The sequence below is a fragment of the Brachybacterium netajii (SeqCode) genome (genome assembly GCF_054114245.1).
This window is the reverse complement of sequence record NZ_JBSYXB010000003.1, coordinates 382,633-403,538: the sequence shown is the minus strand read 5'-3', so window position 1 is coordinate 403,538 and position 20,906 is coordinate 382,633. Positions and strand designations below refer to the sequence as shown.

General features: G+C 71.3%; 14 protein-coding genes. 3 read left to right on the top strand and 11 right to left on the bottom strand.

Annotation, left to right across the window (positions count from 1 at the left end; translation table 11 throughout):
- Positions 1 to 143: 143 nt before the first annotated feature.
- Positions 144 to 2,591, top strand: coding sequence for a glycosyl hydrolase family 95 catalytic domain-containing protein (locus ACXET9_RS09005; protein ID WP_457886216.1), 2,448 nt, complete (start codon positions 144 to 146; stop codon positions 2,589 to 2,591).
- Positions 2,592 to 2,701: 110 nt separating this feature from the next.
- Here the strand turns inward: ACXET9_RS09005 and ACXET9_RS09000 are convergent, their stop codons facing one another.
- Positions 2,702 to 4,840, bottom strand: coding sequence for a glycoside hydrolase family 43 protein (locus ACXET9_RS09000; protein ID WP_457886215.1), 2,139 nt, complete (start codon positions 4,838 to 4,840; stop codon positions 2,702 to 2,704).
- A gap of 181 nt (positions 4,841 to 5,021) precedes the next feature.
- Entirely contained in the window at positions 5,022 to 6,221 is a 1,200-nt protein-coding gene (locus tag ACXET9_RS08995) for an Rv2578c family radical SAM protein (RefSeq protein WP_457886214.1), read from the bottom strand.
- A 167-nt stretch (positions 6,222 to 6,388) separates the two neighbouring features.
- Between ACXET9_RS08995 and ACXET9_RS08990 the strand changes: the two genes are divergently transcribed.
- The gene (locus ACXET9_RS08990) at positions 6,389 to 8,074 is read left to right on the top strand and encodes a hypothetical protein (protein WP_457886212.1); all 1,686 of its coding nucleotides are present in this window, start codon (positions 6,389 to 6,391) and stop codon (positions 8,072 to 8,074) included.
- A 32-nt stretch (positions 8,075 to 8,106) separates the two neighbouring features.
- Here ACXET9_RS08990 and ACXET9_RS08985 read toward each other — a convergent pair whose 3' ends face one another.
- From ACXET9_RS08985 to ACXET9_RS08945, 9 genes are all read right to left on the bottom strand, one after another.
- Positions 8,107 to 8,601: a hypothetical protein gene (locus tag ACXET9_RS08985; RefSeq protein ID WP_457886211.1), complete on the bottom strand. Its 495-nt coding sequence runs from the start codon at positions 8,599 to 8,601 to the stop codon at positions 8,107 to 8,109.
- A 132-nt stretch (positions 8,602 to 8,733) separates the two neighbouring features.
- Positions 8,734 to 9,036: a hypothetical protein gene (locus tag ACXET9_RS08980; protein WP_457886209.1), complete on the bottom strand. Its 303-nt coding sequence runs from the start codon at positions 9,034 to 9,036 to the stop codon at positions 8,734 to 8,736.
- A 27-nt stretch (positions 9,037 to 9,063) separates the two neighbouring features.
- Positions 9,064 to 9,885 (bottom strand): ABC transporter permease subunit, encoded by an 822-nt coding sequence (locus tag ACXET9_RS08975; protein ID WP_457886208.1) that lies wholly within the window; start codon positions 9,883 to 9,885, stop codon positions 9,064 to 9,066.
- Positions 9,882 to 10,850 carry an ATP-binding cassette domain-containing protein gene (locus tag ACXET9_RS08970; RefSeq protein ID WP_457886207.1) on the bottom strand — a complete coding sequence of 323 codons (969 nt, stop codon included), beginning with the start codon at positions 10,848 to 10,850 and terminating at the stop codon, positions 9,882 to 9,884. Before ACXET9_RS08970 ends, ACXET9_RS08975 begins: the two co-directional genes overlap by 4 nt.
- The gene (locus ACXET9_RS08965) at positions 10,847 to 11,992 is read right to left on the bottom strand and encodes a metalloprotease (protein ID WP_457886205.1); all 1,146 of its coding nucleotides are present in this window, start codon (positions 11,990 to 11,992) and stop codon (positions 10,847 to 10,849) included. Before ACXET9_RS08965 ends, ACXET9_RS08970 begins: the two co-directional genes overlap by 4 nt.
- A gap of 137 nt (positions 11,993 to 12,129) precedes the next feature.
- Entirely contained in the window at positions 12,130 to 13,287 is a 1,158-nt protein-coding gene (locus tag ACXET9_RS08960) for a thiopeptide-type bacteriocin biosynthesis protein (RefSeq protein WP_457886203.1), read from the bottom strand.
- Positions 13,284 to 15,989: a lantibiotic dehydratase gene (locus ACXET9_RS08955; protein WP_457886202.1), complete on the bottom strand. Its 2,706-nt coding sequence runs from the start codon at positions 15,987 to 15,989 to the stop codon at positions 13,284 to 13,286. The genes ACXET9_RS08960 and ACXET9_RS08955 overlap by 4 nt, the downstream gene beginning before the upstream one ends.
- A gap of 65 nt (positions 15,990 to 16,054) precedes the next feature.
- A complete protein-coding gene (locus ACXET9_RS08950; protein WP_457886200.1) occupies positions 16,055 to 17,776 on the bottom strand; it encodes a nitroreductase family protein in 1,722 nt (573 codons plus the stop codon).
- A 41-nt stretch (positions 17,777 to 17,817) separates the two neighbouring features.
- A complete protein-coding gene (locus ACXET9_RS08945; protein WP_457886199.1) occupies positions 17,818 to 19,737 on the bottom strand; it encodes a TOMM precursor leader peptide-binding protein in 1,920 nt (639 codons plus the stop codon).
- Positions 19,738 to 20,132: 395 nt separating this feature from the next.
- Between ACXET9_RS08945 and ACXET9_RS08940 the strand changes: the two genes are divergently transcribed.
- Positions 20,133 to 20,849: a hypothetical protein gene (locus tag ACXET9_RS08940; RefSeq protein WP_457886198.1), complete on the top strand. Its 717-nt coding sequence runs from the start codon at positions 20,133 to 20,135 to the stop codon at positions 20,847 to 20,849.
- Positions 20,850 to 20,906: the final 57 nt, after the last annotated feature.

Sequence of the window (20,906 nt, the reverse complement as noted above, 5' to 3'; positions counted from 1 at the left end):
ACCCCGCCCCTCACACATAGGATGTCTGTCGACGGAGAGTCGGCTCCCGCGGAGGCATCCCTCGGCGGCGACCAGCGGCCGACCCGTCGGCACCGTCGCCCGAGCGGTCGCCCCGTTTCCCGTGAAAACCTGGGAGTCCATCCATGACAGCCGCCCCCGTCCGCATCCATCGCGATCGTCCTGCGACGCGCTGGCTCGAAGCCCTCCCCCTCGGCAATGGTCGGATCGGTGCGATGGTGTGGGGCGACCCGCGCCGCGCACGGTTCAGCCTGAACGAGTCCACGCTCTGGTCCGGCGGGCCCCGCACCGTCGACCGCTGGCTCACCCCTGCCGACGAGGCCTCCCGCCTCCGCGCCGAAGCCCGAGATCTCTTCCTCGCCGGCCGCGTCCGCGAGGCCCAGGACGTGATCGAGGGGCTCGGCGCCGCCTGGTGCCAGGCCTATCAGCCCGTCGGCGACCTCATCATCGCCATCGAGGGCGACGACGGCGACAGCACCGGCACCAGCACCGGTGCCGACACCGACACCGCCACCGGCGGCCCCTCCCCCGCCGCCCCGCGGATGCTCGATCTCTCCCTCGCCGAGCACACGGTCTCGACGCCCGACGGCGAGCACACGAGCTGGATCAGCGCGGCCGACGAGGTCCTCGTGCACACCGCCCCGCTGGCCGACGGCGAGCGCGTGCACCTCGAGCTGACCTCGCCTCTCGTCGAGGAGCACCGCGAGTTCCTCGCCGGCGACGCGGGGCGGGGAGGCGCCGTCGGCCCCGGGACCGACGGCGGTCTCGAGCTGGTGCTGCGCGCCCCCTCCGACGGCGTCCCCACCCGCCATGCGGACCTCGCGGAGCTGGCCTGGGACGAGGAGGGCGCCTCGCGCGCCGCCGTCGTCGTCCGCACCCGGATCGTCGAGACGGGCCCGACGAGCGCGGCGGACGGGACGAGCGCGGCGGACGGGTCGAGCGCGCCCGTCGGCCGTCGCCTGCTGGTCGTGTGCGCGATCGCGACGACATGGCGGGGCCTCGGCGAGGAGCCCGATCGTCCGGTCGCGGAGGTGCTCGCGCAGGCGCGCGAGCAGGCGGAGTCGGCGCTCGAGCGCGGAGAGGCGGAGCTGCGGGAGCGGCACCGCGCCGCGCCGCTGCCGGCCGCCCATGACGTGGCCCTCGAGCTCACCGGTTCCGAGGAGTCGCGCCTGCTCACGACGATGTTCGCGTACGGGCGGCATCTGCTGCTGGCGTCCTCGCGGCCCGGTCTGCCGCCGGCGAACCTGCAGGGACTGTGGAACGACCAGGTGCTGCCGCCGTGGAACTCGAACTTCACGGTCAACATCAACCTCGAGATGAACCACTGGGCGGCGGGGGTCGCGCATGTGCCGGGCGCGGCGGGCGCGCTCGAGGGGTATACGGCGATGTGCCGCGTCGCCGGGCGGGACACCGCGCGCCGGCTCTACGGGGCGGGCGGCTGGACGATCCACCACAACTCCGATCCGTGGGGGTACACCGACCCCGTCCACGGCGACGGCAAGTGGGCGACCTGGCCGATGGGCGGGCTGTGGCTCGAGCGGGAGCTGGATTCCCTCGCCTCCTTCAGCGGAGAGGATCCGCGGGAGATCGCCGCGCGGCGTCTGCCGGCGCTGCTGCAGGCCGCGGAGTTCGCGCTCGACCTCCTGCACGAGGGGCCGGACGGCACCCTCGTCACCTTCCCCTCGACCTCCCCGGAGAACGAGTGGATCGACGACGACGGCCGTCCGGTCGCGCTCACCGAGTCCTCCGGCATGGACCGCTGGCTGCTGCGGGAAGTGCTCGAGTCGCTCGTGGCGAAGGCGGAGCTGCTGGGCGCGGACGACGACGCGGCCCAGGGCGAGGACCCGAACGGGGGCCGGGACGAGGACCCGATCGTCGGCCGGGCCCGGTCGGCGCTCGAGCGGATCCCCGGACCGCGGATCGGGGCCGACGGGCGGATCCTCGAATGGCACCGCGATGGCGTCGGCGAGGTCGAGCCGACCCACCGTCACGTCTCCCACCTGGGCTTCGAGTATCCGGGCGGGCAGCACCTCGCCCCCGAGCTGTCGGCGGCGGCGGCCAGCTCGATGGTCGCCCGCGGCGATGAGGCGACCGGCTGGTCGCTCGCCTGGAAGACGGCCCTGTGGGCCCGTCTGCACCGGCCCGACAAGGTGCAGGCGCTGCTGGAGCTGTTCCTGCGCCCCGCCGAGCTTCCCGACGGCTCCGAGCGCAGCGGCCTCTATCCGAACCTGTTCTCCGCGCATCCGCCGTTCCAGATCGACGGGAACATCGGCATCGTCGCGGCGATCGCCGAAGCCCTCGTCCAGTCCCATCGCGGGGAGATCGAGCTGCTGCCCGCCCTCCCCGCAATCATGGCCTCCGGCTCGGTCCGCGGACTGCGCGCCCGCCCGGGCATCGAGATCGCGATGACCTGGGCCGACGGCCGGATCACGGCGCTGATGCTGCGGGCCGTCGGCCCCGGCGCCCTCGGCGAGCACCGCGTGCGCGTCGGCGGGGCGACGGGCGCGGGCGGCGTGCGTGTCGCGCTCACCGACCTCGAACCGGTGGAGGTCGACCCCGCCCTGTTGGGCTGAGCGGCCGCAGTGCACAGAGCGACAGGCGAGGGCGAGGGGCGACGGGCGAGGGCGGCGCGCGAACCGGCGGCCGAGGGCGGCGGGCCGCGCCCGCCCGCCGCCCGTCGAACTCAGGACTTCTCGACGAGCACCCAGCTGACCTGGACGTCGGGCGAGAGCGTCGGGTGGATGACGAGGTCGATCCCGCCGTCCTTGGGGACGTCGACCTCGAGGGAGACGACCTCCGGGGTGGTCGGGAAGCGCTGCGCGGCGATGACGACCTCGCCGTTCAGGCTGACGCTGGCCTCGCGGTCGGTGCCCGCCCAGCGCTCGTAGAAGCACACGTGGACGGTGTGCCTTCCCTTCGCGAGGGTCTCGAAGCGGTAGCGGAGGTCCTGGCCGGACTTCGCGTAGCGGAGCGTGTAGTCCATGGACTCCTGCTCGGAGCCGGCGGGGGCGCTCGATCCCGTGTAGCCCCAGATCGCGCCGGTCGCGGCCTCGCGCCCGTACTCCTGGTCGGCCGCCTGGTTCCGGATCGTGCCGGCGGCGATGTCGCGGATGGCGAGCCAGTCGTCGGTCTCCTTCCCGCCGGCGTTGACGAGGTACTGCACCTTCTTCGGCACGACGAGCACGGGGCGGGTGAAGGTCAGGTCCTCCTCGGTCCCGGCGGCCGCGGCCGCGATGGTGCCGACGGCCGTGGTGATGCCGGGGCGGTCGAGGTCGCCGCCCCAGGAGACCTTCACCCGGCGGGTCGTGCCGTCGCGGTCGAGCACGACTCTGCCCGGCAGCGAGGACGTCTTCCCCGGTCGGATGTACTCGGGCATCGTGACCTCGACGTCGAAGCGTGGCTGCTCCTCGAGGTCCTCCCAGCGCCAGGTCTCGCGCCACTCGATGGACATCGAATCGCCCTCGCCGAAGAGGATCGGCAGCCACACGTAGGGCGCGGCCTTGAGGTCCGACGGCGTCCAGCGGTCCCCCATGTAGACGAACAGCCCGCGCTCGGCGTCGATCGGCAGCACATGGGTGGACTGCGAGCGGAAGGTCGTGCCCGCCTCATCGCCCATGCAGGGGTTCCCGTGGTCGGTCCACTCGCCGAGGATCTCCGTCGCCGTGGCATAGCTCGCGGGGTTCGGGTCCCAGCCCGTCGCCCCGGAGGTGATCAGCACGTACGTCCCGCCGCGCTTGAACAGGGCCGGGGCCTCGCGGTGCGCGCCGATGTAGGGGCGGATGAAGTCGACGCCCTTGACGGCGTCCTCGGGGCCGGTCGCCAGATAGGTGTAGTCCGCGTCCAGGCGCGAGATGAACAGGGAGTAGTTCTCCTCGCTCGAGTAGATGATGTAGGCGGTGCCGTCGTCGTCGCGGAACACCGTCATGTCGCGGGCCATGCCCGGGTTCGCGGGATCGTAGTTGTCCTCGCCCTCGGGCGCGACGTGCAGACGGTAGCTGTCGATCCAGCGGAACGGGCCCGTCGGCCCGTCGGAGACGGCGACGCCTGCGCGGGCCTTCGCGTACTGCGCGGTCGAGGTCTCGCTGGGACCGTCGGCGTGGACCCACATGACCCACTGGCCGGTGGTCTCGTTGTGCAGCACCTTCGGGCGCTCGAGGATCGCCATGGCGACGCTCTCGCCGGGGACGGGGACGGTGCGCAGATCGCGCAGCACGGCCTCGCGCTGGGCGTCGTCGTACTCGCCGTAGAGGCCGACGAAGTACTCGTCCTCGTCGAGCTGCGCATCGGTCTCCAGGGTCCGCAGCGCGAGCCCCTCGTCATCCCAGTCGTAGAGGTTCCGCGAGGAGTACACGTGCACGCCGGGGCTGCTGGCGTAGCCGTTGGAGCGGTCCTCGCCGTACCAGTAGTAGATGCTCCCCTGCTCATCCTCATGGGCGACGATCTGGCCGCCGTGCGCCTGGATGAGCTCGCCGGAGGTGTCGGTCCACGCCTGCCCGGGCGCGAAGGGGCCCGAGTCCGGGGCCGGGACCGGAGCGGCCGGGGCGACGGCCGCCCCGGGCGCCGCGGGGGCGGCGGTCGTCGGCGCGGCGTCGGCCCGGCTCGCGCCGACGAGCAGCGGCGCGGCGATCGCACCGGCGCAGGCCGCGCCGAGCAGGGCGGTGCGTCGGCTCATGCCGAGCGGGGCCGCGGTCGCGGCGGCCGACGGGCGAGCCGCGGGGGACGGCGAGGCCGCGCGCAGTGCGGCCGACGGGCGCGCTGCGGCCGACGGTTCCTGCGCGGGGAACGGAGACGGCGAAGGGAACGGCGAAGGGGCATGCGTCATCGGATGGCTCCTCAGGGGTCGCGACGGTCCGCCGCATCGTCGCGGCAGACCGGCACCACTTATCTCAACCCTTTATATAAGTGGTGCGCGCCACACGGTATCGGCCCGGCGGCCTCTCGTCCAGGAGGTTCCACGGATCCGGCCGCGCCGCACGCCCGTCGGGACGCCGAGCGGGAGCCGGTCAGAACAGGGAGGGCTGCGGCATCAGGTCGAGCGCACGCGGGCCCGCCACCAGCGCGGATGCTTCCGTCGGCCCGACCAGCCCCGTCAGCCCCGCCGGCCCGACCGCACTCGCTCGCGCGGCCGAGGCCGCACGGAAGGACGCCGCGCGGCGCACCTCGGGCTGGTCCTCGTCCTCGCGGGCGTCGAGTCCGTGGCGGGCGAGCAGCGGCAGGATCCTCCGGCTCAGATCGCGGCGGTAGCCGGCGGGCGCATAGTGCTCGCGGCCGTAGAAGCGGCGATAGCCGGTCGCGAGCTCGGGATGCTCGCGCTCGATCCAGGCGAGGAACCACTCCTTGGCGCCGGGCCGCAGATGCAGGGCGCCGAACTCGACGCGCACGGCCCCGGCCTCGGCGATGCGGGCGAGGGCGTCGTCGAGCTGCGCGGTGGAGTCGGTGAGCCACGGCAGGATCGGCATCATGAACACGGTGACGCCGAAGCCCGCGTCGGCCGCGGCCCGCACGGTCGCCAGGCGCGCGGCGGTGCTGGGCGTGCCCGGCTCGACGGCCTTCTGCAGCGCATCGTCGACGATCGCGATCGACATCGCGAGGCCGACGGGCACCCGCCGGGCCGCCTGCTCGAGCTGCGGCAGATCACGGCGCAGCAGCGTGCCCTTGGTCAGGATCGACAGCGGCGTGCCGGAGTCGGCGAGCGCGGCGATGATCCCGGGCATCAGCCGGTAGCGGCCCTCGGCCCGCTGGTAGGGGTCGGTGTTCGTGCCGAGGGCGACGTGCTCGCCCTTCCAGGAGCGGCGGGCGAGCTCGGCGCGCAGCACCTCAGCCGCGTTGACCTTCACGATGACCTGCTGGTCGAAGTCGGCCCCGGCGTCGAGATCGAGGTAGCGATGGCTGCTGCGGGCGAAGCAGTAGACGCATGCGTGCGAGCAGCCGCGATAGGGGTTCACGGTCCAGCGGAAGGGCATGGGGCTGGACTCGGGCACCTTGTTCAGCGCGGACTTCGCGAGGACCTCATGGAAGGTGACGCCCTGGAACTCGGGCGCCCGCACGCTGCGCACGAGGCCCGCGAGGGAGAGCAGCGCGGGGGCCTGCTGGTCGGCCCGCTCGCTGGCCGGCTCGTCGGCCCGCTCGTCGGCCCGTTCGTCGGCCCGTTCGTCGACCTGCGCGTCCGCCTGCTCGTCGACCCGCTGTCCGCTCCACCGCATGCCGACAGTCGAACATTCGTTCGATACGATGTCAAGGCGATGTCCGACTCGCCATCGCCGCCTCGACAGGGCACAGTGAGGCGGGGGTCGCCGCGTCATGCCGTCACCCCGTCATGCCGCCGCACTGCCCCCATCGCCGCCCCCATCATCGCTCCCGAGAGGACCGCATGCTCCGTCTCCCCCGTCCCGCCGGCTCCGCCCTCTCCCGCGCGCTCCGCGCGTCGGCCGCCCTGCTGGCGACGTCGGCGCTGGTCGGGACGCTGGGAGCCTGCACGCTCCCGGGGGATGCGCTCGCGGTCGACGTCGTCGACACCGCACCGGCGTCGACCGTCCTGCCGGACGAGGACCCCGCTCGCGCCGCGCTCCTGCTCTCATCCTCGCTGTTCGTCGCGTCCGACGGCGCGATCGTCGCGGCGGAGGCGAGCTCCGACGCTGTCCCAGGCCTGGCCGCGCTCGCGGCCGAGACGGGCCTCCCGCTGCTCCTCGGCACCGATGCGGAGGTCGCGGCCGAGCTCGAGCGCCTGGGCGCGACGACGCTGATCACCGCGGAGGGCGAGGACGCCGCGGCGCTCGAGTCGGCCCTCGAGTCGACGTTCGGGACGGCCATCGAGGAGGCGGGCGGCGAGGACGTCGACGTGCTCGCGGTCGACCCGTCGGCCGACGACGCCGCGGCATCCCTCCCGGACGTCGAGCGGGAGGGGACCTCCGCCGCGCTCTCGCTGCTCGTCGACCCCGAAGCGAGCGATGCCGAAGCGAGCGACGCCGGGGCGAGCGACGCCGGGGACGCGGAGGCGTCCGGACCGGGCGAGGATCCAGCGGCGCTCGCGCGCGTCGTCGCCTCCGCGCAGGTCCGCGCGGCCGGCGGGAGCATCGCGGAGATCCCGGGCGGGGACCCGGGCCTCGACTCGACGACCGTCGCGGCGACCCGGGAGGCCGCGACCGCGGACCCGTCGAGCGGGATGCTCGCCCTCGGGGAGTCCTTCGGCGACACGAGCGGCGCCGACGCCGCAGGCAGTGCCGCGGCCTGGACGAGGGTGCTGACCATGGCGATCACCGCGCCCGAGCTGCCCGGAGGCGGCACCAGCATCTTCCCCGGGCGCCGCATGGTCGCCCTCTACGGCACCCCCGGGGTGCCCTCGCTCGGCGTGCTCGGCGAGCAGGACGTCGACGCCTCGATCGCCCGCGTGAAGGACCTCGCCGCCGAGTACTCCGCCCATTCCGACGAGGAGGTCGTCCCCGCCTTCGAGATCATCACGACGGTCGCCTCCGACCAGGCCGGCTCCGACGGCGACTACTCCACCGAGCTCAGCATCGACACGCTGCGCGAATGGGTCGACGCCGCGGGCGAGGCCGGGGTGTACGTCGTGCTGGACCTGCAGCCCGGCACCACCGACTTCCTCACCCAGGCGAAGCTCTACGAGGACCTGCTGAAGGAGTCGCACGTCGGCCTCGCGCTCGACGCCGAATGGCGCCTGAAGCCCGGCCAGCGGCACCTCGAGCAGATCGGTTCGGTGTCGATCGAGGAGGTCAACGAGACTGCCGCCTGGCTCGCGGACCTCACCGCCGAGAACGGCCTCCCGCAGAAGCTGCTGATCCTCCACCAGTTCAGCCTGTCGATGATCACCGACCGGCAGGACCTCGACACCTCGCATCCCGAGCTCGCGATCTCGATCCACGCCGACGGGCACGGCACCCCGGACGCGAAGCTCGAGACCTGGCGCGCGCTGCAGCGGGACCTCCCCGACGGCGTCCGCATGGCCTGGAAGAACTTCTACGACGAGGACACCCCCACCTTCACCCCGGAGGAGACCTTCGCAATCGACCCGAAGCCCTGGTTCGTCTCGTACCAGTAGGCACAGCCCGCGCGCCGGCGGCATCGCCCGGGTCAGGCGGCGCGGAGGTGGGCGAGGACCAGCCCGACCGGGATGGACACCGCGGTCAGCACCAGCGCGGCCCGGAACACCCACAGCAGCCACACGGGACCGGCGGCCCGGCGGCCGACGGCGCGGAGCATCAGCACCATCGTCACCACGAGCAGCGCGCCGCCCGCGTCGACCAGCAGCGGCGTCCCCAGCACCGTCCCGCCGATCACGGCGAGGCCGCCGACGTTCCAGGTCAGCAGCTCCGTGGCGAGGACGCCTCGGCCGGGAGCACGGTCGGCGAGACCCTGCTGCGCGATGCCGAGCACCCCCTGCATCACGCCGCCGACGAGCACCTGGAAGGCCGCGGACCAGGAGCCGTGCTCGAGGCCGAGCGGGCCGGTGATCGCCGCGGTGAGCCCGCCGGTGATCACCCAGGCCAGGGCGAGGAGACGGAAGGGGAGGTCTCCGCGGGCAGGGCTCGCGGCGGTGGCGGCGGTGGCGGCGGAGGGCTCGGTCATCCCTCCATCCTGCGCCTCGCCACTCCCGGATCGCGCAGTTCTCGGCCGGATGTGGCACGGGCCCCAGCGATCCGTCCGTCGGCCGCGGCCGGCGTGCCGGCGTGACCCGCCGGCGCCGCCCCGGGCCGCGCGTCAGCTGAAGGAGACGCCGAAGATCGTCGAGCAGGCGACCAGCAGGACGAACGCGGCGATGCCGCAGATCGCCCTGGTCCGCTCCTGCTGCGCGAGGACCGCCGCCGCCCCGGCGAGCACGGCACCGGCCAGCCCGCCGACGGCGAAGCCCCGCGTCCACCCGGGGTCGGCCCCGGTGAGCAGCAGGATCCCGGCCGTCAGCGCGGCGAGCAGGCCCACGGCCCCGAGCGCGGCCGTCGTGCGGACCGCCCTGTCCCTGCCGGCGGACACGGTCGATCGTGCCGCCGCCTGCGGTGCAGTCATCGTGCTTCCCTTCGTCGCTGGCTCGCGTCAGTTGATATCACGGGTGCTGAACACGATCGTGGACGCGCCGATGGCGACCGCGCACCACCCCAGCAGCACGAGCAGGGCTGTGCCCACTGTCGCGTCCGGAGCACCTCCGACCATACCGGTGGACCCCGTGGCATCGGCAAGGACTCCCGCCGCACCGCTCAGGGTGAGCACCCGGATCCCGTCGAGGGCCGACACCATCCCGGCCAGGCCGTGCAGAGCCTGCTCGACGGCGAGCGCCCACAGCAGCCCGATGGCGATGGAGAGGGCGAGGCTGCGGGTCATGATCCCGAGCGCGAACCCGAGCACGGCCCAGGTGAGCCCCGTGGCATAGCCGTAGGCGATGTCGCGCAGGATGACGTCGAACGAGGCGAACGCGATCGGGTCGTCGGACAGCGCGGCGAGGATCGCCGAGCATCCGAAGGCGACCAGGAACGAGGCGAGGATGGCGACGGCCACGACGACCGCGAGGGCGATGATCTTGCCCCCGATGAGCGTGGACCGCTCCGGGAAGCGGCTGAGGATCGCACGGATCACTCCGGACTTCTCATCGCCCGCCGCGAGCAGGGCGCCCAGGATGATCATCACCGGGGCGCCGAACATCGGCAGCGACCCGACGACGGCGGCGGTCGCGTTCTCGGGTCGCAGAGCGTCCTTCATCGCCTCGATCTGCTCGGCAGGCACGCTGTCCACATTCTGCGCGAACAGGAAGTTCACCAGGTAGGCGAACAGCACGATCTGGAGGACCCAGACCATGGAGACGATCGCGAACGACCGCCGGTGTCGGATCCCGTAGAGCTCTGCGTCGGCTGCCCCGATCATCGCGCAACCCCTTCCTTCTCGGCGGCGGCGCCGGCCGCCTCGGTGTTCTTCCCGGTGCTGGTCATCTGCAGGAACGCCTCCTCGAGGGAGCGCTCGCGAGCGCGCATGCCCTGGACGGCGACCCCGCCGGCGACGAGCGCCTGGATCAGGGCGGCAGAGTGCTCCGGGGGAACCTCCGCCTCGATCCCGTCCTCCGCGACCCGCACGTCCTCGACCCCGGGGACGTCCCGGGCGATCGCGGCCGCCTCCTGCGGGCGGTCGCAGGTCACGAGGACCTCGTGGGCTGCGGTGTACTGCTGCTCGATCTCGCGCGGAGTCCCCACCGTGATGAGCCTCCCCTGGTGGAGGACCCCGATCCGATCGCAGACCTGGGAGATCTCCCCGAGCAGGTGGCTCGAGAGCATCACGGTGCGGCCGATCTCGGCCTGCTCGCGGATCAGATCACGCATCGCGGACATGCCGGCCGGGTCGAGACCGTTGGTCGGCTCGTCCAGGATGAGCAGCTCCGGGTCGCCGAGCAGGGCGCAGGCGAGGCCGAGGCGCTGCTTCATCCCGAGGGAGTAGCCCTTGAACTTCGAGGCCGCCCGGGAGCCGAGGTCCACCGTCTCGAGGGCCGCGTCGATTCCGGAGCGCGGGATCCGCGAGTACCGGGCGATGAGCTCGAGGTTCTGCGCGCCGGTCAGTCCCGCATAGAACGTGGGGCCCTCGATCATGGTGCCCACGCGGCGCAGCACGTCATTGGTGAGGCGCTGCTGGCCCAGCACCTCAGCGACCCCGCTCGTCGGCCTGGCGAGGCCGACCAGCATGCGCATGAAGGTGGTCTTGCCGGCGCCGTTCAGGCCCACGAATCCGTATACCTCGCCCCGCTTCACCTCAAGGCTCACCGAGTCGACGGCCGTTCGCGACCCGAATCTCTTCGTGAGATCACGGGACCGTATCGCCAGCTGATCGGTTGCGTCGGTCATGTGGTTCCCCATTTCGTTCGTTCCGGTGCGGCCGGGGCCTGAGTACCTGGTAGTTGGGCGAGATGCCGTCTGGACCGGCGGCTGACGATGAGCGCGGTGGCCACGGCGGCGCCGACCACGACGATCACGATGAGAGCCGCCGGACCGGTGCCGACCAGCGGGGAGAGTCCGCTGATCCCGAACACCGCGGCGGCCGCGGCGAAGGCTGTGTAGAGGGCGACGGTGAAGATCCCGTACGCCAGATAGAGAGGACGCAGCGGGTTGGCGCCGCGGGGGCCGCCCCCGCGGCGCAGGAGCGCGAGAAGCTCCTTCTGCGCCGAGCCCTCGAGGTCGCGGATCTGCAGCAGGTGCGCCATCGCGTAGTAGCCGTCCATCTTCAGGACGGGGATCAGGTTGAGCAGCCCCGAGAACAGGCCGAACGCGATGATCGCTGCCGCGACGGTGCCGAGCAGCCCCTCTCCGCCCGTCGCGAGATGGGGGATGACGAACGGCAGGCACAGTGCGACCGAGATCGTCGGCCCGGCGAGTGCGACCCGCACCCGCTGCATCCGGTCATGGAAGAGCACGGTGTCGTCCACCTTGCAGTACGGGATCAGGAGCGGGAGCCGCCACATGATGCCGATCTCGATGTCGCGCGCGCCGTAGAGGCGCGCAGTCACCCCGTGGCCGATCTCGTGCAGCAGGATCGTGGCCCAGAGGACCGCCATCACCATGATCACGGCCGCGGGCTGGGTCCACGCGGACCGCGCGGTCGTCCACACCTGGTCCCACTGCGAGATGAGGTACCCGAGCAGCGCGAGCGCGCCCACCCACGTCGAGACCCACACTGCAGGCCGGTCCAGCGCCTGCGCCAGGGGCGATAGGGCATCGAGCAGACGATCGGCGCGCAGGAAGGGCATGCGGGCATGCGCCAGGGTGCGCGAGTCGTCCAACTGACTCGCACGGGCGTCACGCAGGCGGTCCATGAGCACCGGATCGTCGCTGCCGACGAGCAGCCCTCTGGCTCCGAGCAGCGAGAACAGCGACGCCCACAGCGCCGGGGTGAGGGTCCTCTCGAAGTGCTCGGCGAACTGGGCCTCGATCTCCTCGATCGACAGCGCCCCGTCGAGCCGTTCGATGAGGAAGTGCTCGTGCTCCCCCACCTGGAAGTACCAGCCAGTGCGCGGATCGTGCAGCGTAAAGCGCCGCCGATCCCCGTCCCAGAGACCCGGCCCGATCCTGACCGCGGGGTCGAGGCACGGTCGGGCGTCGCCCGGGATTCCGGGAACCGCGAGGGAGCTCATCGATCCGCTCCGGTCCCGCCGAACATGATCCCGACGTCCCCGTCGAAGCCAGCCGGCTCGCCGTCGTTGAGGGTGACCTCGAGCAGGTAGGCGAGATAGCACTCGTCGATCATGCTCACGCCCAGCCGGTTGTTCGTCATATGCAGGTATGCGCTGAGCAGCGCGATGAGTCCGGTGTCGAGGTCGACGGCCTGCATCGCGCCGTCCTCGCCGACGGGGAACCTCAGCTTCCCCTGAGCGGCGATCTCCGCGAGCCGCGAGCGGAGCTCGATGCAGTGGTCCGCCCAGTCCCTGAGGAAGCCGGTGAGCTCCTCCGACCGTTGCTCGGCCGCCGCCCGGTAGACGGGGAGGATGTGCTCCTCGAGCCCGCCGGCCATGAGTTCGAAGGCCTCGTGGTACGCCTCCTGGCGGGGGGTCGAGTCCCCGGATCCGGCCCGCTCCCAGAACGACCGGTAGGTCGCGAGGAACGTCGCCGACGCGGCGGTATCGGCCTGGAACACGCCGAGCATCACCGTCATCAGCTGCGCGGCGAGGCCGAACAGCACCGAACGCACGTGCACGTTCGTGAACTCGACGAGGTGGAGCACGAGATCGCTCGACTTCTCGAAGTGCCATTCGGCGATGACGATCCCGTCATCTCCGCCGTACCTTCCGATCTCCGGCTCGTAGAGCATGACCTGGTAGGTGTTGTTCGGTCGCAGCGGCATCGAGCCGTCACGGCCGTACATCTCCTCCCACTGCTCCTCGGTGTACTCCCCGAGGAACATCTCCTTGAACAGGTCCGCCTGCTCGGCCTCGTCGATGTCATAGAGGGCGGGCCGGTCGTCGAGGAAGGCGTCGAGAGCCGCGAACATGCGCCGCGCCACCTCATGTGTGTCGCCGGCCTTCCGCGGAAGGAGGCGTACCCGCAGGTGCGGGCCCTCCATCCAGTAGCGGATGAAGAACCAGGAACGGAGCAGCCCGTCCGCACGCAGCTCCTCGATCACGGGGCCCACGCCGTCGACGAGCAGCGGATGGTTGTTGCTCGAGTAGAAGACGTGGATCGCGATCCACTCGCCGACCGCCTCCGGATCGGTGATGACCGGGAGCGTCGTCTCCCTCGCGACCGGCGTGGACGCCGCCCGCGGATCGGTGTCCTGCTGGGTCGTGGTCATCGGACTCCACCTTTCTGGTTGATCTCGAGGGTCAGCTCGGTCACGAAGCGCTCCCCGTCGGCGCTCCTCGCCACGAGCCCCTCCGGTCCGGGCAGCATCTCGGTGAAGACGAGCCGACGATTCGCGCGCCGGGCGAGGTTGTCCAGCAGAGTCAGCGAGAAGTGGTCCTCGAGATCCACGAACTGGGGCTTGCCGAACTTCATCGCGCCGTCATTGGCCTCCTCGTCCTCGGAGTCCGCGGTGTCCGGGGTGACGAAGAGGTATCGGGGCAGCCCGTGGCGGCGCGCCCAGCGCTTCCACTGCAGGATCCGGTCCGCCCCCTCCGCGCCGAGGAGACCCTCGGGCAGGTTCGACGGATCCGTCTTCCAGACCTGGCGCACCAGTATCAGGTCGCCGAAGCGCACCCGGGGGTGCCCCCCGATCTCGTCTCCGCCCAGCGGCTTGTCCGTGCCCGACCAGAGGTCGAGCATCGCGATGCGGCTGCGGGAGAAGGACAGCAGGAGGCGCTGCAGATCCGGGAGCGCCATCGGCATCAGGAAGCCGAGGTAGACCGGGACGACCTCCCGGTCCAGCCGCTTCGAGCGCAGCGAAAGTCGGCCGTCCTGCGGATCCCGGTGGATGAAGAGGTCCTCGATCGGGATCTGCTCGTGCGGGGCGCGGAACGAGACCTCCCCCGGGCACACGATCTCGTACGGCGTCACCGACTCGTGCAGGTTGAGGTTGGAGGTGTCGTAGCCGCCGGTGATCTCGGCGAGAACCGCCCCCTCCGGCGTGACGTCACTGAGGTGCTCGCGCAGAGCGCTCGGGAGGTCCCCCGCGCTGTCCTCCGGGAAGCAGTGGTGGAAGCGTGAGAAGAGCAGCGACAGGCCGGAGTAGGTGCGGTTGAGGATGACGCGGCGGTCGCCCTCCACGTCCCCGACCTGGGCGAAGTAGGCGCGCGGGTCGAGGTCCCGGTCCTGGGGCGGGAGCTTCGCGGCGATCCTGTCGATGAAGTCGTCGTCGAGCAGCATCTCCGCGCCGCCGTCATGGCGGGCATAGCGCTCGCGCATCTGCGCGATGAGCTCACGGCGCGCCTCGTCGAGATCAGCGATGTCCTGGAGCTTGAACCAGTTCTCCTGGTCCTGGTACTCGTTGTCGACGAAGTCCCGACGGTTCATCGCATACCGCAGGTACTGGTCATACACGTCCAGATGGAAGTCATGCGTGAACTTGATGAGGTCGTCGCAGCGCCCCTTCGCCCCGTAGCGGGACTCGAAGAAGCCGCGCACCATGTACCGATGCGGGGAGAGGGCGTCGAAGACGGGCAGGATCCGCGCGAACTTCGCGAGATCGGCCGCCGCCCCATCGGACCACGCCGAGCGCCCGGCGCGGACGTCGGTGCCGACCAGCGCCGTGTCCTCGTAGAGGACGGTGCGCGGGCTGACCGGGTCCTTGACGCGAAGCCGGCCCATCATCTCCTGGATCCCGCGCTGCAGGTCCCGCAGGATCAGCCGGCGCTCATCGACACCGGCGTCGCGATATCCGGCGGCGAGCTGCTCGAGGTCGAGGAGGTCCTCTGCCAGCCGCGTCGCCCACGGCACGTCGAGCTCGGCGATCCTCGCGCTGAAGTCCGCGACCGGGTACCGGGCGTGGATGTTCACGGAGAGGATCGGGACGGTCAGCAGGTTCAGGCGGACCAGGTGCCGCAGGTACCGCCGGATCTCGTCACGGGGTCGGTCCTGCGGGCTGCGCTCGTGCAGGGCGCGGCACAGCTCCCCGAAAGCCAGGGTCGTCCCGCCGTCGAGCAGGGCGAAGATGTCCTCCACGATGTCGCTGTGCGCGAGGAAGAAGACGTTCTCGTCGAAGCTGTCCAGCGTCATCGCCGCCTGGGCGTCCCCCATGCGGCGCTGGCGGCGCATGTACCGCACCCGGCGCCGGTCGGTCGACCAACCGGTGGAGATGGCCAGCGGCAACGCCTGGAGCATTTCGTCCTCGGCGAGGATCGCCTCGCCCACGCGAGCGATGACAGCCATGTTCAGCCGCGTGTGGCTGCTGAACGACGTCTCGCCCTGGCCACCGGGGTCCACCTCGAGCAGATTGTCGACGTCGTCCTCGAAGCTGCCGAGCGCGACCGAGGTGAGCGTGCTGAAGGGGCTGGTCTTGCAGATCGTCCGGTACACGTACTCGCTCACCGAGCGCTCGACCCGGCGCGCGCTCTTCGACGGGCTGACGGGATCGGATGCGAGATACCGAGGGATCGCCTCGTCGAGAGAGGGTGAGGCGAGCAGGATGCCGGAGCGGATCTCGGGCAGCGCCAGGAGGCGCTGGAGCGCCTTGCGTCGCTGCGGCAGCTCACGCCGGAAGATCGCTGTCCCTCGCTGGCGCACCTCGCGGTGCTGCTCGCTCAGCTCCAGCCACGCCTCGATCTCCTCGGACAGCTCCGACGGGAGCTTCGCGGCGGCACTCCGGACCGCGCCCGGATCGCGCGGGGCGCGGCAGTTGAAGACATCCCGACGCAGATTGATCAGGGCCTGACGCAGCTCGTCATCCCCCTCCCCCTTCACGTGGGGAGCGATCCGGTCCGGCAGGGCTCGGGCCGCCTCGTCGAGGCGCACCTCCAGCTCGAGCACGGCATCGGCCCAGGCCACGGTCTCGTCGAAGCGCAGCGGCTCCAGTCGCTCCCACGAGAGGGGCGCGATGCGCAGCATGAAGTGGGGCGCCATCGACTCCTGGACATCTGCTCCCCCTGGGCCCGGCCGGCCCGGTGCTTCACGGTCAAGGATTCCTGTCACAGTTCCCCCCTGGGAAAGTCGGTGCTGAGTGGAAATCTGAAATCCGCCTGATCCCCGCGATCACGCCCGACCATGAGCATGATCATCGGCCGCTCCCCGGTCTCCGCGACGCCGAGGAGCTCTGCGTATCCGACGTTGTCGAAGCCGAGCGCCGCCCCGCAGGCGATCCCGAGCTCGGCCGCTGCGAGATAGCACGCCTGGGTCGCAGCGCCGGTGACCGCGTTGGCAAGGCGGATGCCGCGGCCTCCGACGGTGTCGAGCACCGCCGTGACCGGGACCAGGAGCGTGATAACCGCCGCTGCCTGCTCGACGTTGTAGTTGTCGAGGAAATAGGCGGCCTGCAGGAACTCGCCGGGCGGCGTGGGATCGGCGAGGACGAGCTCTCGGGTGTCGATGTCGATCAAGTAGGTGCCGGCGGGGACCCTGTCGACGTGGTTGACGAACACGGCGGGCCGCGTGAACCGCGCCGTGCCGGCATCAGTGGGGAGCTGCGCACCCAGCGTGACGGCGTCGATCAGCTGGGCGAGCTCGGCGAGTGTCAGCGGCTCGGCGCTCGAAAAGGTCCCGAAGCTACTGCGCCGGCGGCCGACGACGTCGCTCAGCGCGTCACCGGGTCGCGTGGGGAGCTCCGGCAGGGCGATGCGGGGAGCGTCCGCCGCGAACGGGAGCCGCGACGGCTCGGGCAGCCGTCTGCGGGGCACCTCGCCAGAGGCCTGCTCGATCGCGACCACCTCGTCGACAGCGGGGAACGGGACCCGCCGGGTGAACCGCTCCGACTCCGCGAGCTCCACGTGCGGGCGGCCGACGGTGTCCGACGCGGGCGCCTCCGCGAAGGCAGGCACCGGGTGATCGGTGGCCACCGCCGCGGCGGCGGGATCTGGGCCGTCGTCGACGGCTCCATGACGGTCGGGGCGCTCGTCTACGGCGGGGACGCCGTCCGTGCGGTCCGGACCGCCGGGCAGCGGGATCACCGCGAGGGTCGTCTCCTCCGCGCTGTCGAGGCCCAGCAGGGAATCGAGCCGGGAGCTGTCGAACCACAGGTGGCTCACCCGCCCGGCGGCCTCGTCGACAATCCCCTCCAACCGGAGCGTCATGAGCGTCGCCCCGAGATCCATCGTGACCACGTGATGCGTGAAGCTGTTGTATTTGAAGGAGTTCTTCCAATACTTCACAGTCACCAGGAGGAACTGGTCGGTATGCGCGGGCACACCGAGCGCCTCCACGACGTGGTCGCTCACGTCCCCGGCGAGAAGGCGCTGCAGCCGGCCGGAAGACGTGTCCCAGTGGTGGATGCCCGGCGTCGGGCGCGCGGACGGCCCGTTGATCCAGTAGAACTCGAGCGGGTACAGCCCGCCCCCGTTCGCCGTCCCCCGCGCGTAGGTCGTCCCCATCGCACGGGGCTTGTGCTGCGAGTCGTCATTGCCGGAGACCCGCAGGCGCCTGCTGATCAACCCGTACGTATCCTGCAGGCCGCGCCCCAGGCGGGCGATCTCGAGCGGCTCGTCGGCTGGCCAGCCGGCCGCACCGCGCAACGCGTCCCAGAAGCCGGTGGTGACCGGCTCCCCGATCGGCAACGTGTAGGTCGGCGCAACGGGGTAGATCTTGTGGCGCCGCGGCTGTTCGCGCCAGCGGACCTCGTAGTCGAAGGGCGGCATCGGCACCCGGGCGCGCTGGAACACGTCGTAGGCGTAGTCGTGCAGGGTCTGGGGAGCAGTCATCGTCCCTCCTGGGACGGGGGTCGGCGGCGTGAGCGACGCGATCACGGGAACGGGTGCGGCACGGGATTGAGCTCATCCCTCTCGAGCGGCCGATCGCGCAGGCCCGCCTCGTGGTGGGCGGTGAGCACCCGGTCCATCTCGAGCCCGCGCTGCTTCGTCCACCCGAAGTCGATGGGGACGAGGCCGGGGACGATGGTGGCGTAAGTCGAGAGGCCGAGTGCCCGCTGCTCGGCGGTGGTCTGGTCCACCGCGAATACCTCGAAGCCGCGCTCGGCGAACATGTCGAGGAGCCACTGCAGGTCCTCTGTGAGGTCCCGGTGGCGCGGCCGGTCCCGTTCCCACTCCTCGTAGACCTCGGCCACCGCGCGAGCCCGCCCCTCACCGAGCAGGAAGTCCGAGTGGGCGGCGACGGACTCCAGGCCGTGCAGGAGTGCGTGGTGCTTGAGCTCGCCCACCTGCGAATAGTCCGCCTCCATCGCCTTCGCGTCCTGCGCGCCGTCAGCCATACGGCGTTCGAAGCTGGGGACATAGGAGGAGATCTCGCAGAGGGCCGCGCGCATCGCCTGCACCGGGTCCGGGGAGGAGCCGGCGGCATAGCAGAGCCGTCCGGGGGTGTCGTCCTGGCGCACGGCGACAGCGCTGATCACCGGGATCGGGAGGTCGATCCGGGTGTCGAACATACGCACCTCAAACCCCTCGAGCCTCATGCGGGCGATCATCAGGTCGATGTCCTCTGCGCCGCTGCTCATCGGATCCACCTCGTCCGCGCGATGCCGGGCGAACCAGGTGAGCAGGAACGAGTCCCGCTCGATGAGCTCGAGGAGGCCGTGGAAGATCGCTTCCTGCGGGGAGGCGCCGGTCGCGCAGCCGTTGGAGCACTCGTCCACGAACGCGGGACCGGCCTGGTCGAGATAGTGGACGAGCCGCTGCGGCACGAGTGTCGGCCGCTGCGTGGTGAGGTTCTGGCCCCAGACCCACGGCACCTCGAGGTCCGGGGTGAAGGCCGTGTAGAACGCACCGAAGCGCTCGTAGAAGCGATCAGGGTAGAGGGTGCACTCGCGCGGGTCGAGCGCCGCCGTCCCCTGAGCCCGCAGACCCTCCAGAGAGGACCAGATCGGGTCAGGCAGCCCGCGGGAGAGGAGGCCGGCGTAGCGCTCGAGGCCCTCGAGGATCGCGAGCAGCTGTGAGTCCCGGGTGCAGTCCGCGTGCCCGCTCCAGAAGAACTCGTGGATGTGGGCCGCACCGCGCACGAGGCTCACCCCGGTCACCGGCATCGTCGTGGGATTGTCGAACGCCGCGTTCATGACCGACCCCAGGGCACCGCAGACCGGGTTGGCGAAGGCGCGGGGGTCGATGTCGTAGTCGGTGACGGATTGCTGGCGGAATGAGTCCGGCCTACGCTTCTGCCGGCGCTCGAGGGGCACGATCGCCCGATGGGGGCCGGCTTCGGGACGGCTCCCGCACTGCGGGCAGTCGGGGTCTGCGAGGAGCGGGAAGGTGCTGGTCGCGAGCGTGTCAAGGCGCAGCCTGCGGATCGTTCCGGTTCCGACGGGCCGTTCCGCCCGGTCGACGTCGCGCTCGGCGACCAGGGCTCGCAGCGCGGTGAGGGCGAGCGGGGTGAGCCATGGGTCGGACGGCACCGCGCTGGAGGACCCGGTGACCTCGAGGGCGTCGCGCTCCTCCTGGTTACGGATCGCCTGCCACCGCCGGTGGAAGCAACGAGCGCACGGCGAGGGCCGCTCATCGGAGGCGGCGAGGAGGTATGCATCGCGGCCGTGCAGATGGACCGTCGTGGCCCCAGGCGGCGTGGGGAAGCCGACCTCGTCACCGATCTCCGCCCCGAGGACGTCCGTGAAGCCGAGGGCCATCACGACAGGGGGCTGCGATGCTCCCGGATCGCGCTCGGCATCGAGGAACGCCTGGGTCTTCTCCACGGCGGTCATGGTCAGGGGTGCGAGCATGTCGCTCCGTCTACCTCTCTGGGCTCGGGGCAGCCCGCGCTTCGGGCGCAGGCGGGGACGTCGTCGGATCCGCGGTGCGCGATCCAGCTGGAATGCGAGGGGACCGGGTTCGAGCTGCAGCTGACGTGTCTGCAGCTCGAACCCGTGCGACCCATCGCGGTCGATGGGCGCAGTGCGTCGGGGTCGAGAAGCCGTGGTGTCGAGAGTCAGGCACAGCCGGGCCGGTGAGTTCCGGACCAGCGCGCGCTTCGTCGTGCACCGGGCCTCGAGAAGCGGAGCGGGAGCGAGGCGCCCGCGAGCAGTGCTGGAACGATGGCTGCCGCCGTCGTCAGGGACCGATCCGGCGCCGAGATGCGCCTCGATCTCCCCTGCGGTCGGGGCCGCTGTCGTAGTGGGTGTTCGGAGTCCGCTCGCTTCGAGGGTCGGTCGCGCCGTATCAGGCGCAGGAAGAGGTCGATCCGCAGCTGCAGGAGCAACTGCTGCAGCTGCCGCAGCTCGAGCTCGAGCAGCCGCAGCAGCTCGACGTGGAGCAACTGGAGAAGGTCAGAGCCTCATCCTGGGACAGCTGCGCGACATCGGTGATCTCGAAGGTCTGCGCCTCGAGGTCAGCAAGCTGGTTCGCGAGCGGGTTCATGCGATTCTCCCCGTATCAGCCGCAGGACGACGTCGAGCTGCAGCTCGAGCTCGTCGTCGAGCAGGTGGAGGACGTCGAGCAGGAGCAGCATGAGGTGCTGCACGATCCGAAGTTCTCCTCGGGCGAGGACAGGTCCGCGACCTCGAAGGTCTCAGCCTCGAGCGCGGCGATCTGGCTTCCGAGAGTTGACATCTTCTTCCTTCTTTCGGTGGTGGCCCTTCACTGCACAGCACAGGGTGGGCCGGGGGCCCTGCACTGCGGTCCGGTGGTGCGCTCCGAGCGCACTGGCTCAGCCGCTGGTCGAGCCGCAGCTGCACGAGCAGCCGGTGCAACTGCCGCAGCTCGAGCTCGAGCAGCCGCAGCAGCTCGAGGTCGAACAGCTCGACCAGGTCCAGGCGTCGTCCTGAGACACCTCGGCGACGTCGCTGATCTCGAAGGTCTCGGCCTCGAGGGCCGAGAGCTGGGTCTTGAGCGTTGACATGTCGTTCCTCCTCTCCTCTCCTCAGTGGCCCTTCGGGGCGCCGCAGCGGATCGG